The organism is Cytobacillus sp. GQ23 (assembly GCF_059758675.1).
Window position 1 is genome coordinate 47,198 of record NZ_JCAXER010000001.1, and the last position, 14,219, is coordinate 61,416.

General features: G+C 42.1%; 16 protein-coding genes. 8 read left to right on the forward strand and 8 right to left on the reverse strand.

Going from position 1 to position 14,219, the window contains the following annotated elements:
* Window positions 1-5 precede the first annotated feature (5 nt).
* The gene (locus tag AC6CHU_RS00290) at window positions 6-1,091 is read left to right on the forward strand and encodes a YkvI family membrane protein (RefSeq protein ID WP_498119557.1); all 1,086 of its coding nucleotides are present in this window, start codon (window positions 6-8) and stop codon (window positions 1,089-1,091) included.
* Window positions 1,092-1,147: 56 nt separating this feature from the next.
* Here the strand turns inward: AC6CHU_RS00290 and AC6CHU_RS00295 are convergent, their stop codons facing one another.
* Complete coding sequence (locus AC6CHU_RS00295) at window positions 1,148-2,488, reverse strand: aminotransferase-like domain-containing protein (RefSeq protein ID WP_498119559.1); 1,341 nt, start codon at window positions 2,486-2,488, stop codon at window positions 1,148-1,150.
* A gap of 145 nt (window positions 2,489-2,633) precedes the next feature.
* On the opposite strand from AC6CHU_RS00295, the gene blaOXA reads away from it, so the two are divergent.
* On the forward strand, window positions 2,634-3,431 hold the full coding sequence (blaOXA, locus tag AC6CHU_RS00300) for a class D beta-lactamase (RefSeq protein WP_251284644.1): 798 nt from the start codon (window positions 2,634-2,636) through the stop codon (window positions 3,429-3,431).
* A 38-nt stretch (window positions 3,432-3,469) separates the two neighbouring features.
* On the opposite strand, the gene AC6CHU_RS00305 is transcribed toward blaOXA, so the two are convergent.
* A complete protein-coding gene (locus AC6CHU_RS00305) occupies window positions 3,470-3,931 on the reverse strand; it encodes a hypothetical protein (RefSeq protein ID WP_498119561.1) in 462 nt (153 codons plus the stop codon).
* Window positions 3,932-4,042: 111 nt separating this feature from the next.
* Between AC6CHU_RS00305 and AC6CHU_RS00310 the strand changes: the two genes are divergently transcribed.
* Both AC6CHU_RS00310 and AC6CHU_RS00315 read left to right on the forward strand, forming a co-directional pair.
* Window positions 4,043-4,447 (forward strand): RidA family protein, encoded by a 405-nt coding sequence (locus AC6CHU_RS00310; RefSeq protein WP_498119563.1) that lies wholly within the window; start codon window positions 4,043-4,045, stop codon window positions 4,445-4,447.
* A gap of 80 nt (window positions 4,448-4,527) precedes the next feature.
* Window positions 4,528-5,352, forward strand: a complete 825-nt coding sequence (locus AC6CHU_RS00315; protein WP_159865641.1) for a hypothetical protein — start codon at window positions 4,528-4,530, stop codon at window positions 5,350-5,352.
* Between the two features lie 583 nt (window positions 5,353-5,935).
* On the opposite strand, the gene AC6CHU_RS00320 is transcribed toward AC6CHU_RS00315, so the two are convergent.
* The 3 genes from AC6CHU_RS00320 to AC6CHU_RS00330 form a co-directional block, all read right to left on the reverse strand.
* A complete protein-coding gene (locus tag AC6CHU_RS00320; RefSeq protein WP_498119565.1) occupies window positions 5,936-7,402 on the reverse strand; it encodes an Msr family ABC-F type ribosomal protection protein in 1,467 nt (488 codons plus the stop codon).
* The gene (locus tag AC6CHU_RS00325; RefSeq protein ID WP_159865647.1) at window positions 7,402-8,271 is read right to left on the reverse strand and encodes a putative RNA methyltransferase; all 870 of its coding nucleotides are present in this window, start codon (window positions 8,269-8,271) and stop codon (window positions 7,402-7,404) included. Before AC6CHU_RS00325 ends, AC6CHU_RS00320 begins: the two co-directional genes overlap by 1 nt.
* Window positions 8,272-8,592: 321 nt before the next feature.
* The gene (locus AC6CHU_RS00330) at window positions 8,593-8,637 is read right to left on the reverse strand and encodes an erythromycin resistance leader peptide (RefSeq protein ID WP_142301762.1); all 45 of its coding nucleotides are present in this window, start codon (window positions 8,635-8,637) and stop codon (window positions 8,593-8,595) included.
* A 112-nt stretch (window positions 8,638-8,749) separates the two neighbouring features.
* Between AC6CHU_RS00330 and AC6CHU_RS00335 the strand changes: the two genes are divergently transcribed.
* Window positions 8,750-9,265, forward strand: a complete 516-nt coding sequence (locus AC6CHU_RS00335) for a YoqH family protein (protein ID WP_498119567.1) — start codon at window positions 8,750-8,752, stop codon at window positions 9,263-9,265.
* A gap of 419 nt (window positions 9,266-9,684) precedes the next feature.
* Here the strand turns inward: AC6CHU_RS00335 and AC6CHU_RS00340 are convergent, their stop codons facing one another.
* Window positions 9,685-10,554 (reverse strand): EamA family transporter, encoded by an 870-nt coding sequence (locus tag AC6CHU_RS00340; protein ID WP_251284651.1) that lies wholly within the window; start codon window positions 10,552-10,554, stop codon window positions 9,685-9,687.
* A gap of 118 nt (window positions 10,555-10,672) precedes the next feature.
* On the opposite strand from AC6CHU_RS00340, the gene AC6CHU_RS00345 reads away from it, so the two are divergent.
* Window positions 10,673-10,906 carry a hypothetical protein gene (locus AC6CHU_RS00345; RefSeq protein WP_159865656.1) on the forward strand — a complete coding sequence of 78 codons (234 nt, stop codon included), beginning with the start codon at window positions 10,673-10,675 and terminating at the stop codon, window positions 10,904-10,906.
* A 46-nt stretch (window positions 10,907-10,952) separates the two neighbouring features.
* On the opposite strand, the gene AC6CHU_RS00350 is transcribed toward AC6CHU_RS00345, so the two are convergent.
* Window positions 10,953-11,324 (reverse strand): VOC family protein, encoded by a 372-nt coding sequence (locus AC6CHU_RS00350; RefSeq protein WP_498119569.1) that lies wholly within the window; start codon window positions 11,322-11,324, stop codon window positions 10,953-10,955.
* A 108-nt stretch (window positions 11,325-11,432) separates the two neighbouring features.
* Complete coding sequence (locus AC6CHU_RS00355) at window positions 11,433-11,726, reverse strand: phospholipase A2 family protein (RefSeq protein ID WP_159865662.1); 294 nt, start codon at window positions 11,724-11,726, stop codon at window positions 11,433-11,435.
* 196 nt (window positions 11,727-11,922) lie between these two features.
* Between AC6CHU_RS00355 and ymaG the strand changes: the two genes are divergently transcribed.
* Both ymaG and AC6CHU_RS00365 read left to right on the forward strand, forming a co-directional pair.
* Window positions 11,923-12,177: an inner spore coat protein YmaG gene (ymaG, locus tag AC6CHU_RS00360; protein WP_396399546.1), complete on the forward strand. Its 255-nt coding sequence runs from the start codon at window positions 11,923-11,925 to the stop codon at window positions 12,175-12,177.
* A gap of 923 nt (window positions 12,178-13,100) precedes the next feature.
* Window positions 13,101-14,219 (forward strand): cysteine desulfurase family protein, encoded by a 1,119-nt coding sequence (locus tag AC6CHU_RS00365; RefSeq protein WP_498119571.1) that lies wholly within the window; start codon window positions 13,101-13,103, stop codon window positions 14,217-14,219.

Below are 14,219 nucleotides of genomic sequence, written 5' to 3' on the forward strand. Positions count from 1 at the left end.
TCAGTATGAAAAAGAGCATTCAGATTGCCGGGGCCTTTATTGGAGTCATTGTCGGAGCGGGTTTTGCTTCCGGGCAGGAGATTTTGCAGTTTTTTACCGGCTTTGGCTGGATGGGGTTAGCCGGAGGCGTGCTGGCGACTATTTTCTTTGCTTTTCTTGGCATGAATTTAACGCAGCTTGGAAGCCGGCTGCAGACAGATTCGCATAAAGATGTGATTTACCATATTTGCGGCAAATATCTTGGGGTGGCTGTGGACTTTATCATTACATTTTTCCTTTTTGGAGTGGCTGTCGTTATGCTTGCCGGATCTGGATCTATCTTCGAAGAGCAGTTCGGCATCCCGAGCATGGCCGGGAACATCATTATGGCAGTGTTAACGATCCTGACCGTTTGTCTCAATATCCAAAAAGTCATTTCAATAATCAGCCTGGTCACTCCATTTCTCCTGCTTATGGTGGTCATCATTATCGGCTATGCTCTAAGCACGATGGGGCTGGATTTCTCGGAAATTCAGAACTTGGCGGAAAGCCAAACGCCAGCTGCGTCCAATTGGTTTATGGGCGGATTACTATATGTTTCTTACAATATTGCAGCAGGTGCAGCGATGCTTGCTGTCATGGGCGGCACTACAAAGGATGAAAATCAGGCAGGGATGGGCGGCATTCTGGGAGGAGTGGGACTGGGTATCCTGATTTTACTGATTAATCTAGCCATGCTCGTTAAAATGGATGTGGTGGAAGGATCTCCAATGCCGATACTCGCACTCGCCAATGAGATCTCGCCTGCATTTGGAATGTTAATGTTCGCAGTCCTGCTCGGCATGATCTACAATACTGCTGTTGGTATGCTGTATGCTTTTACGGCAAGGGTTGTGAAAAGAGAGAATCCTAAATTCAATGTCTTTGTTGTATTATTCGGTGCTGGCGCTTTTGGCGCCAGTTTCATGGGCTTCATTAATTTGGTTGGAACGGTTTATCCGCTAATGGGGTACTTAGGGTTTACACTTATTGCGGCAATTGTGTTTGCTTGGGTCAGAGGGAAGAGGAAGACTGCTGGAAGTTTTATTAATCGAGTTGCTGTAAAACAGTGAAAGCTTGGAAAGCTCAGTTCTGCTGAGCTTTCTTTTCTTTATGGCTATTCGCCATCTTAAGAATGGATTAGCTTTCGAATCCCTTCTCCAATCTTTCTCACCCCAACATCTATTTTCCTGTCATCCACCTGTGACACGCTTAACCGAATACGATTTTCCTCCCTATATTCAGGAAGGTACATTCCTGATGCATCCTGAACCAGTACATTTTTCTTTTCGAGATATTCCACAAGACGCTTAGCTTTCATTCTGCGAGGAAGCTCTACGGTCGAATAAAACCCGGAATCCCCTCCAGTAAAATCAGCATCGGAAGGCAAATACTCCAGGTATGCCTTTTTGAGGATGGTGCCTTTCTTTTTGTATTGCCGCCTTAATTTTTCAATATGAGCTTTAAACATACCGCTGCTTAAATAGATTTCAAGAGCCCCTTGCGTGAGGACTGGTGTATGGATGTCCGCTGCAAATTTAGCCTGTGTGAAACTTTTCATTAGCTCTTCCGGAAGAACAGCCAATCCCAATCGCAGCCTAGGCAGCAAAACCTTTGAAAAGCTTTTTGTGTAAATGACTCTTCCGGAATGGTCATAGGCAAACATGGGATCTGCCTTTTTCCTAGTATCAAGATCTCCCATATAGTCATCCTCCACAATATAGATATCATATTTCTGAGCGAGTTCGACCATGTGCTTTTTTTCCTTATTGGAATAGCTGCAGCCTGTCGGGTTCTGAAATCTGGAAACTGTGTAGAAAAACTTGATGCTTCGTTCTCTGAATACCTTTTCTAAGTAATTAAGATCTATTCCTTTCTGGTTTCTCTCAATGCCGATAGGCTTCAAGCCGCGAGAGGTAATAGAATCTATGAAACTGAAATGGGTAGGCTGTTCGACGCAAATCTCTTTTTTATGATTGGGAAAAGGCAGTGAGATTAAGAGATCCAAAGCCTGCTGGGAACCTGATACAACGGCAATTCTTTCAGTCGGGGCGAAAACCTGCAGGTCCTGAAGCTGAGTTGAAAGCTGATGCCGAAGACTCGCCAAGCCGAGGGGATGGGAATACTGAAACATATCTTCCTTATAAAGTTCAATTGCCTGATTCATGCAATGCTGATAATCACGGTAGGGCATCCTGCTTTTATCCGGTCCTGCTGAAACAAAGTCTATTTTCAGTTGAGTTTGTTTTTTGGGTTTATCTGTCCCTACTGCAAAATAGCCGCTTTTGGGCACAGAGTAAATCAGATGTGCCTTTTCCAATTCACTGTATGCTCTTAGTACAGTATTGATGCTGCAGCTGAATTCTTTGGCAACCCTGCGGACGGAAGGGAGCTTTTCTCCGGACTTCAACCGTTCATCATCCATTCTGGATTGGATTTCTCCTATGATTTCATCATATTTAGTGCTCATGAATTCACACCTTGCTGAAGATTTGTATGGGTACAGACGGCCCAAACGCTTCTTTTCTATATCCATCATGATGTTTATAGTATAAGGGACAAATAAAGGGCTGACATCATGACGGAAATCCTATTTTATAAAGGAGGAAGAAAAGATGAAAATGATGAGGAGAGCCGGAATAGCCGTACTTGCCTTATTATTGCTGCTGACAGGAACAGGTGCTGATGTATTAGGCGGAAAAGAAAATACGAAAGAGCTGCGCATTGAAGAGGCTTTTGCTGGTAAAGAGGGCACGATGGTCCTAAAAAACCTTAATAATGACAAGGTGTATGTTTATAACAAGGAGCGGAGCAAAGAGAGACTGACGCCAGAATCGACCTTTAAAGTCGCCAATGCTCTAGTTGGGCTGGGAACAGCTGCTGTCAGAGATGAATACGAAGTGAAACGGTGGGATGGAGTGGAAAGGGAATTCGAAAGCTGGAACCGGGATCACTCACTTGCTTCTGCCATGAGGGAATCGGCTATCTGGTTTTATCAGGACCTGGCAAGGACAATTGGTGAAAAGAAAATGAAGAATTACGTAGCCAAAATAAGGTATGGGAACCAAGACATATCTGGCGGAATTGATAGATTCTGGCTGAATAGCAGTCTGAGAATATCTGCAGCAGAACAAGCAGCTTTTATCGAAAAGTTAGTAGAAGAGGACTTGCCATTCTCAAAACAGAACCAAAAAACAGTCAAACGAATAATGATTCAGGATGAACAGGATCACTTCATTTTACATGGGAAAACAGGGACAAGACTCTCTGATATGGGACTTGGCTGGTATGTTGGTTTTGTTGAAACGGAGAAGGGCACATGGGTGTTTGCTGTGAATATTGATGGAACAGGCACTGAGGCCAGGAATATTGCTTTAGAAGTATTGAAGGAGAGAAAAATTATTAAGCAGTAAGCTGGATCAAGGGAAACCATGTCCTGGTTTCCCTGTTATTACTGAACTTCCGCCACAAATGTAAAAGAGATTTCACCGTTTTGCCATTCTGCTAAAACTTCATAAATATATATTCCTTTATCTGCAGGCATGTTAATTTGATTATCCTCCAGCTTGATTTCACTTTCTATTCCCGTTTCATTCCATAAATACACCTTCATAACTGGATTATCTTCAATTTTCACTTTGACTTTCTGGTCCGGTTTTACAAGAATAGGTTTAAGCTGTACTGCCATCTGATTCGGGGATGCATGATCAGTTTGGATTGATTCCGTTTCAAGGCCTTTTTTTCTGACCCACTGAAAGTTTCCTTTTTCCATTCGATATTCTGTTCCATTCACTACAGCAGTTGCCTTCTTCTCTGGCGGGAATTCCCCTTGATCCACCGATTTATCTGAACAGCCAAACAGTAAGCTGACAGAGGCAATTACGATTATACTTACTAATCTTAAACTCCGCATTATGCCACCCGCCTTTTATGATGGTTATTAAAAATAGTTTACCTGAAAAAGGAAATCTTATATATAGCTAGAATTACATTAGTAAAATGCTAAAGGAAAGGAATTTAAGAAATGAAGAAAATCTCACTCATACATTCTAAGGTTTTACCTGCTGTTGACTATGCTTACGCCTCCCATGTCCCTTCTGGAATGGACCTTTATTTTATGGCGGGTGCCTGTCCTCTTGATCAAGAGGGGAGAGTGCCTGAGGGAATCAGGATTGAAGAACAGGCTAAGCTTTGTGTTGAAAACCTGAAAGCAGCCTTACAGGAATGTGGTGCTGAATTAAAGGATGTGGCTTATACAAGAGTTCTTGTTGCATCCGCTGATCAGGCAGATTTGGTGGCTGCATGGCAGGCAGTCAGAGAAGAATTCGGCTCCCATGATGTTCCAAGCACATTGTCCGGTGTCACCGTTTTGGGGTATAGCGGCCAATTAGTAGAGATAGAAGCGGCTGCTGCAGTAGCTAAAGAATAATTCATTTTTATTTAACTAAATTAAATAAGCTGATGACTAATATGTTAAAATTTTCGAGGATAAAAAAAGGGGATTTTAACATGAATACTTTAAAAAATTCTATTTCTTATTTACTAATGATTCCTGCTATCTTAATAGGAACTTGTGCAATGGCTGCAAATGGTCTGAGTCCCGGAATATCGCTTCAAAACATCTTAATCTGGTTTGTGGGAGCTGTTTTGTGTTCTTATTGTTTAGTTCCTAATAAGGAAAAAAGATTAATTAAAGGCGATCTTCTTCTAACCTGCATTGCAGTAGCCTTATTAGTTCTTCCATTTCTGTTTGATGGTTCAGGCGGTGTTCATCGCTGGCTAACTTTAGGACCGGTTAACATATATGCAGCAAGCATTATTTTGCCAATTATTATTATTCAGCTATGGAAACTAAACAATCCTGCTAGCTACGGAATCGCACTGTATTTTATAACCTTATTAATCCTGCTATTCCATCCAGATGCAGGTCAATTAACTTCATTTGCTTGTGCAGCTTCTCTTATTTTGTGGAAGAAGATTGGTAATTGGAAGTTAAAGTTGATTAGCTCTATGCTTTGCGCTGTCACAGTTATCCTTTCATGGATTTTTATCGATGATTTAGCACCAGTTCCTTATGTAGAAGATATTATCTTTTTGGTTGCAGATCTTGGTATTGTCTGGCTGATTTTAGGTATTTTGTCGCTGCTGTTATTATTAAGTCCATTCTTTTATTACGGCAGAAGTAATATTATATCGTTATCTTTAGGGGTTTATTTCTTAATTACTATGATTGTAACTCTATTTGGTCATTTTCCAATGCCAATCATGGGGTATGGAATCTCACCCATGATTGGTTATTTTATTGCCGTCAGCTGGATTAGAATGAATAATTGAAAATGGAGAACGAAATGTCTATTATCCTTGCAATTATCGTCCTTTTTGGTTTAATTATTTTTAGGAATCAGGTTATGGAAGACGAGCAGAATAGTGTCACTGCTCTTTATACTGCCTGTATTAGCAATATTCCTTTTTGTTGGATAAGTGTTTTGTAACACTTGGTATCATACTGCACCTGATTCATTGAATTTTACTGTCCAATAGGAAAATCAATCATATACAGTGACAGGCGTTTGGAAGAAACCATTAGATGCTTATAGATTTCCACGGATGTTAAGCGAAATAGATCGAAGGATTATGAAAAAATGGATAGCCGTTACTTTGAAGATTCGGTTCAAGAATGAATAAAAAATAAGCATCCTTCAGAATTAGATCCTCAAATATTTGATATAGAGACATCCAGGGAGTTTAGTTTTTCGTTTGCACTCACGGAGAACATAAAACCAACCGAAGCAAAAATCTATTATGTTCATACGAGAGATGAACCAATGGAGGCCTTAAAATTTTGGTTTAAGGAGTTTGATTTGAAATAAAATCCACAAAAAATGGACCCTGCTGCAATAGCAGCCGGGTCCATTTTTTAGTTCTTTTTAAGAACCAGCATCTGATCTTCTATCACATACACGTAATCAGCTGCCCGTTGAATAAATACCGTATCATGTGAAACAAGCAGGACGGTTCCTTTATAGGCTTTTAAAAATCGTTCAAGCGCTTCGATGCAATAAATATCCAGAAAATTTGTGGGTTCATCTAATATCAGTACATTGTATCTGCCCAGGAAAAGCTGGCATAGCACGAGACGGATCGCTTCTCCGCCGCTCAAACTGCGCACATCCTTTTTCAGGTCATTTCCTGTAAAACTCATGGAGTGCAGCACCGAACGAATTTTACTATCATCATAATCGCTTTTATCTTTCATATAATCCAGCACCGTTTTGCTTTTATCGAATTGGTAATCCATCTGTTCATAGGCGCCAATTACCGCTTTAGGAGAGAGGGTTATTCTTTCGCCGCGGTTCAGGATATAGTTGAGCAGTGTTGTTTTTCCTGATCCGTTTTTTCCAGTAATGGCTATGGTTTTGCCAAGGGGGAATTGGAAGCTCGCTTCGTCCAGAAGTGTTCTTCCTCCGGCTTTTAATGTTACCCGGTCGCCCATGATGGGAAATTTATTGTGCATTTCCAGTGCAGGATGCTGGTGGAAACGAATCGTCATTTCTTCCTTTGGCGCATCCACATTCTCGAGCATCTGTACCCGCTGTTCAATGGCTTTGGCGGCGCGCTGGACCGCTTTTTGGCTTGTATCCTTGGATTTTGTCATAAACATTTTATTGGCTTTGGCCTTTGTTTCCTTTTTGGAGATATGGCCGTTGGCTTGAGTAATTTTCTCCGCCTTTTTCATTTTTTCATCTGCCGCTTTTAATAAGCGGGATTTCTCTTTCACATATTTTTCATGCTGTTGGAGCTGCTGTTTTCGCTTCAGCTCTTTTTGTTCCATGTAATCAGTATAGTTACCGGTATATTCTGTCACAGAGCCGTCTTCAATTTCCCAGATTTTTGTAACGAGCTGGTCAAGTACATACCGGTCATGGCTGACGAGCACAAGTGCACCATAATAATAGGTCAGCTCATCAATAAGGAATTGGATTCCTTCCTTATCGAGGTGGGTGGTTGGCTCATCAATTAACAACCCTTCATAATAGCTGGAAAACATGTGCGCCAATTTTCTCCTCGTTCTTTCCCCGCCGCTTAAGTTTTCAACTTCCGTGTCTGGAATCGCTAGCTTCTCCGCCAGTTTATAGTCTATTTCACCCGCTTCCGGCGCTGACAGCTGATCGAAGTAGGCAAAATCAGCAAAGCTGTTAACAAGTCCTTTTTCCGGCTTTATCTGTCCAGCCATTAGTTTCAGAAGAGTGCTTTTCCCAGCTCCGTTTTTGCCGACAATTCCAATCCGGTCAAACTGATGAACAGCCAGCCGGGGAATGTTTAATACCACTCTATCTAAATAGGAAACTTCTATATTCTTTAATTCAAAAAGGACATTTTCCATTACGATAACCTCGTTTCATTTTGGTTTAATCCAATTAATATATCCGCGTCGATTGTGATATGGCCGCTTTGGGTGACGAATGCCTGCAAAGCTGTCTCATTGGCATCCCAGGCAAGGGGAGACATCAGCACTAAATGTGTCCGTTCACTTTCATTCAACTCTCTTGCATCAGACACGGTAATAACGTCAGCGAGTGTAAAGTGCTTATTAAAAAGTGAGATGGTTTCATCATTCCTGTAAGTGCTATTTTCATTGGCTCCATGTATGGCATTCCGAAGCTCTTTTAAATGTGCAGCACGCGGAACCACCTTAATGATGAGCCCGCCTGGAACTAAAATCCGTTTAAACTCCTTGTAATTAGAAGGAGAAAAGATATTTAAAATCATATTCACAGAGTGATCAGCCAGAGGAGATTTTGCCAGATCCCCGACAAGCCAAATTGAATTTTTATACCTTTTTGCAGCCTGGGCGATACCTGCTTTAGAAATATCCAGGCCAATTCCTGTCACTGTTCCGTTCCTGGAATTGCCCAAAACCTTCTCCAGATGTGACCCTTCACCGCAGCCTGCGTCAAGCAATAAGGCATCAAAATTGGCGGAAAAGGAGTCAATGACGGCTGATATTTTCTCATGAAGGAGTGTAAACAGTTCACTCTCCATAATGATTTTCTTCCTGGCTTCAAATAAGACTTTATTGTACCGGCTCTTCGGTGAATGGCTGAGCATGTTCACATAGCCATGGTGTGAAATATCAAAGGTATGCCTGTTCGGGCAAAGCAGGCTTTTCGATTGGAAAACCTGCAGTGAATCCTCACATAGCGGGCATCTAAGGGCATTTACATAATTTTTATATTTAGCGTGACTATCCATTTTCTTCTTCCTTTCAATAAAAAAATCACAGGCATCTGCCTGTGATTCAGAGTAAAGGGAAGAGGACCCATCCTAATTCGGTTAGGGGCTGATCAGGAGCCGTCAGCAAATAAACCTTCCTTTTGCTGTCTATGGGAAGGCTCATAGACATAAAAAAAGAAAGGCAGAAAAATCCGCCTTTCCATTCATAATAAAATTGCCACGGCAATTTAGGAAATAGCACTAATAGGGGCTATTTCATATGAAATGAAGATTATTAAAAAAGGACAGACTAATCCCGTTTACTCTGTTCACACAAACAGAGCCTTTGAACGTATTAAATTACTGGTTCAAAGTTGGGAATCGAAGTCTCATCGCGTGTGTCATTTTTTAATAATCCTCCTAAAATAATTTGATACAGGGACCATTATATGTTCATCTATTCAAAATGTCAAAGGTTCCTCCGAATTTTACTGCGGAATGGAGGGCAAATTAGTCTTTGAAACGGAGGGAACCAGATGAAACGGATTCTAATGATTTTGATTGTGTTTTTTTAATTCCATTATTTGAAGCACATGCAGAATTTCTTTCCTATCCCTGCAGCATTTTGCTGGAGCCTGTAAAAGATATACCGAATATGCAGGGAACAGCTCTTATAACCAAAGTGAAGAAGCCCTATACAGATGAGCCGGACAGTCCTGTCAGGGAACGGACAGCGATTGGAATCTATGCTGACTGGGTGCCCCAGCCTTCCGAATTTGGCGATTATGACCAATACGAAGGGTACGCACAAATACCTGGTGTAATCAGCTGGAGATTCAAAATGTACCCAGTTAAAGAAGATCAGCCAAGTATCTTTGGCGGCATCCCATGGGTTGGCAAGTTTGACGAAATATCAGCTGAGTTTTCTCCTGATGCAATTGTGCAATTGCGCCTTTCCAATTCACGTTCCGGTACACTAGGGCCGGCTATTTTGCAAAATACAGTTAAGGGTTGTGTAAGGCAGGGGGGATAATGCTTTTAGCGCACATAAATAATTTTATCCGCACATAAAAAAGGGCTATCCGCACATAAAATATTTTATCCGCACATAAACTTGGCCTATCCGCACATAAATGCTATTTTGGCTTTAAAAAGCAGCTGTGCGTAGTCCAATCATATTGAAAATCAAAAATACGGCCCAAATTAGGCCTTTTTTTGTATTTATCGCCTAAATAATCAGCAAAGCGGTCCCCATCATCTGTTTTCTGGTGCCAATAGTCCAAATTTACTTTCGGATAAAATACTTTCACATAGCCCTTTTCGGCTATAACGATTTATTTGCGCATAGTGAAATTCTCAGCTTCTTTACTAAAAATGAGCGGGTACCATTTTGATACAAAGTCCGAATCAAGAAAACGGCCCCAATCAGGCCGTTATTAATGTGTTTGTCGTTTAAATAATCAGCAAAGCGGTCCCAATTGTAATCAAAATGGCACCCGCTATGATATTCATTGTTGGCTTTTCTTTTAAAATAATGAAGCTTAAAATCATTGTCAGCACGATGCTGAACTTGTCAATGGGGTTCACGACACTAACCTTGCCGATGGCGAGGGCACCGAAATAGCACAGCCAGGATAGCCCCGTTGCGGCACCGGAAAGGATAAGAAATAGATAAGATTTCCTGGAGACTTTTTTTAGATCCTTGTAGGTCCCCTGAAAGAACACAATTCCCCAGGCGAAAAGAATGATGACCACCGTCCGGATAAATGTAGCGACATTAGAGTCCACATCTTCGATTCCGATTTTGGCTAAAATATTGGTCGCCGCAGCAAAAACAGCTGAAAGGACTGCCAGAAAAATATATGACTTTGTATTAAATACTTTCTTCTTACGGTTCTTTTTCCTGTCTCGGCCGATCAGCACAAAGGTCCCAACAGAAATAATGATTCCGCCTGAAACAACCCAAAGGGTGGCGGGTTCCCTGAGAATAATAAATGACAAGACGATGGTTAAGACGACGCTGGACTTATCAATGGGAACAACCTTTGATACATCTCCAATTTGAATGGCTTTAAAAAAACAGATCCATGACAGGCCGGTTGTCAGGCCTGATAGAATGAGAAATATGTACGATTTTACCGAAATGGTCAAGATGCTTTCCGTTTCGCCAGTAATGACGACCATCAGGAAGGCCATGATTACTACTACAACAGTCCGTACTGCGGTAGCCAGATTGGAATCAACTTTTTCAATGCCGATCTTTGCAAGGATGGCGGTGAAGGACGCAAATAATGCGGCCAGCAGGGCTAAAATTATGCTCATAAACATGATCTCCGCTTCTTCAATGGAATATATACATTATAGAATATTCCTTTTATTGAAAAATACTCTTGTTGAATATTCTAAATTATAGTTTGATTTAAGCAGGGGAGGCGGAATTATGAATCAAATTGATAAAAGGAACCGCTTGGATGAAGAACCATTTAGTTATCGGGTAAATAAAAATAGTACAGTGTTTTTGGATTATCAAGGCAAGCAAGTGAAGATCCTTAAAGGAAAAGAGGCAGAGAAGTTTTTAAAAAGAATGAATGATGCTGAAGACGAGAAGAGCAGGCAATTAATAATGGCGAAGATAACAGGGAACTTTAAACGGGGCAATGAGCGGCTGAGTTAAAACAGCAGTGCCGGCTGCACTGCTGTCTTTTTTATGTATGCAGACCTTACCGGTGCTGGTCGATTAGAATGGCGTTGCCATCCGGATCCTCGAGGGTGAAACTAGCAGGGCCGGAGCCTGACTCATCTGCTTCCGTCATGAGTGGAAGTCCTTGTTCCTTCAGATACTTTTGTATGTCCCGAATATCCGTGAAATCCTCTAAATTTTCTGCGTTCTGGTTCCAGCCAGGGTTAAATGTCAGGATGTTGTTCTCAAACATGCCTTGGAACAGACCGATGACACAGTTTTCATTCTTCAGGATCAGCCAATTTTGCTCAATATTTCCGCCAAGGGTCTGAAAACCAAGTGTCTCGTAAAATTCTTTTGATTTGTTAATGTCTTTTACGCTTAAACTTACTGAAAATGCTCCTAGTTTCATAGTTCCTCCTTTTAGTATTCGTATTATTCCAATAACATCTTGAGTTTAATCCAAGCAATTTTATAAAGCAATAGGGCTTGGAATAAAAAAAGCGACTAGCGCCGCTTTTTAATAGTGATTTCTCCTCCGAAACCGGCTGCAGGTAAAATCAGTTTGAATCTTCATGTAAATATAGATGATTGTTGCAATGGTGCCTTCTTCGCCATGCAGGTTTGTTTTTGGCTTCAGACATCTCAGAAATTCCCGGTCACAGCTGCATTTTGATCTGCCGCTTGCCCAGCAATGATCGTGTGCCCTGCAGCAGGAGTCCACACCATTAATAGGGGCATCCGGCCCGCTGCATCCGGGGCCGCACCATCTGTATCCGGGGAAAAGGCAAGGAATTTGTTTTCTTCTAGTCAATAGAATCCCTCTTTTTTAATATCAATTTAACTATAGATATGACAGAACGCTGATAGAGGTGTGGTTACTTATCTATTAATTGAAGATTGTTTTCGGTTTAAGGGCAGGGGCCCAAACCCTATAGGCAACTGCCGCATATCCTTTACTGTAGACAAATACAGAGGAGGAGTTCTGTTTGAATTACCAATATCCGTACATGCCGGTGAATCAGGAGTATGTTCCGCACAATGGCATGTATGTTACTGACTATCGAGTGCGTCCCGGCTTTGGAATTGGAAGAAGGCCTGGATTTGGATTCGGCCGGCCAGGGTTTCCTGGTCTTGGACTCGGGCTTGGATTTTTAGGTGGCCTTGCGACAGGAGCGTTGCTTACACCTGGACCAGGCTTTGGATACCCTTACTATTATCCATACCCTCCATATCCACCATATCCGCCTTATTACTATTATTAAGGGAAAAGAGCTTTGTCCTTGGGCAGGGCTCTTTTTTTGGTAAAGCTGGGTCACCTTTTGACATAAAAAGCGGAGGGTTGAGTCGGAGCTTGAGGAAACTTCTGACACAAAAAGCGGAAAAGCAAAGGAACCCGGGGCACCTTCTGACACAAAAAGCAAAAAAACAGAGGTTAGAGTCAGAACCTGGTGCAACTTCGGACACAAAAAGGGAAAAAGGAGAGGTTGGAGTCAGAACCTGGTTCACCTTCTGACATAGAAAGCGAAAAGGCAGAGGTTAGAGTCAGAACCTGGTGCACCTTCTGACACAAAAAGCGAAAAGGCAGAGGTTAGAGTCAGAACCTGGTGCAACTTTGGACACAAAAAGGGAAAAAGGAGTGGATAGAGTCAGAACCTGGTGCACCTTCTGACACAAAAAGCGAAAAGGCAGAGGTTAGAGTCAGAACCTGGTGCACCTTCAGACACAAAAAGCGGAAAAGGAGAGGTTAGAGTCAGAACCTGGTGCACCTTCTGACACAAAAAGCGAAAAAACAGAGGTTAGAGTCAGAACCTGGTGCACCTTCTGACATAGAAAGCGAAAAGGCAGAGGTTAGAGTCAGAACCTGGTGCACCTTCAGACACAAAAAGGGAAAAAGCAGAGGTTAGAGTCAGAACCTGGCACCTTCGGACACAGAAAGCGAAAAAGAAGAGGGGTGAGTCTAAATCTCTAAGATTACGGGAAAAGCGTACAAAACACAGTCAGGACCACTAACCTAAACAGTTTTTCAAGCATGCTCCCGCCCCCTTTCGCTAACTAAGCATATTTTCATTCTAAACCTTCTTTATTAAAGCAGGATAAAAGGTCTGTAAATTAATTGTTAAATGTTTAAGAGAGTGGTGCGGGTGCATCCCTTTTTTTGATATTCTTTAAGAAGGGGGGAAGGGAAATGAATAAAGTAGTATATCTCGATTACAACGCAAGTACACCTTTGGCACCAGAGGTTGCAGATAATATGAATCCTTTTCTGACAGACTTTTACGGAAATCCTTCTGCGATGCACTGGGCCGGGCAGCCGGTAAAAGATAAATTGAATGGTGCGAGAAAACAGGTATCTGACCTTCTGTCATGCTCACCTGAAGAGATTATTTTTACCAGTGGCGGAAGCGAAGCCAATAACTTGGCCTTAAAGGGCTATTTTTTCAAGCATCTGAATAGGGGCAAGCACATTATTACATCAAAAATAGAGCATCCTGCCGTTATCGAGCCTTTACGATTCCTGGAGCGTTTAGGTGCTGAGATTACGATGGTAGATGTGAATGAGTACGGAATGGTTTCTCCCGGTGATATCGAAAAGGCCATACGGGAAGACACCATCCTGATCACTGTTATGCATTCAAACAATGAAGTAGGGACGCTTCAGCCAATAGAAGAAATAGGGGAAATCGCTAGGGAACATAAGATCACATTCCATACCGATGCCTCCCAATCCCTAGGGAAGGTGCCTGTTGATGTCAATCGGCTGAAGGTGGATCTGCTCACCATTGCCGGCCATAAATTGTATGCGCCGAAAGGGATTGGGGCTTTATTTATCAGAAAAGGCACAGAGCTTGAACCGCTGATCCATGGGGCAGGACATGAGTTCGGAATGCGTGCAGGAACAGAGAACACATTACTTGCAGCCGGGCTTGGCAAAGCATGTGAGTTAGCTGGTGAGCATGCTGCGGACGGCAGACTTGCAGACTTAACGAATTATTTTTGGGGAGAATTGAAAGAGGCTTTTGGAGATCAAGTTGTTCTGAATGGACATGAAGAAAAACGGCTCCCTAATACCTTGAATGTCAGTTTTGTTAACCGAATTGGCCAGGACATTTTATCCGCCATACCTCAGCTTGCAGCCTCTACAGGGTCTGCCTGTCATGCAGGAAAAGTGGAATTATCTCCTGTTCTGAGGGAAATGGGGATTCCGGGGCACATAGGAATGGGTGCTGTTAGATTCAGTTTGGGGAGAAATACGACAAAAGAAGAGCTTGATCAAGTGATTTTCTGGCTGAAGAAAGTGATTTAG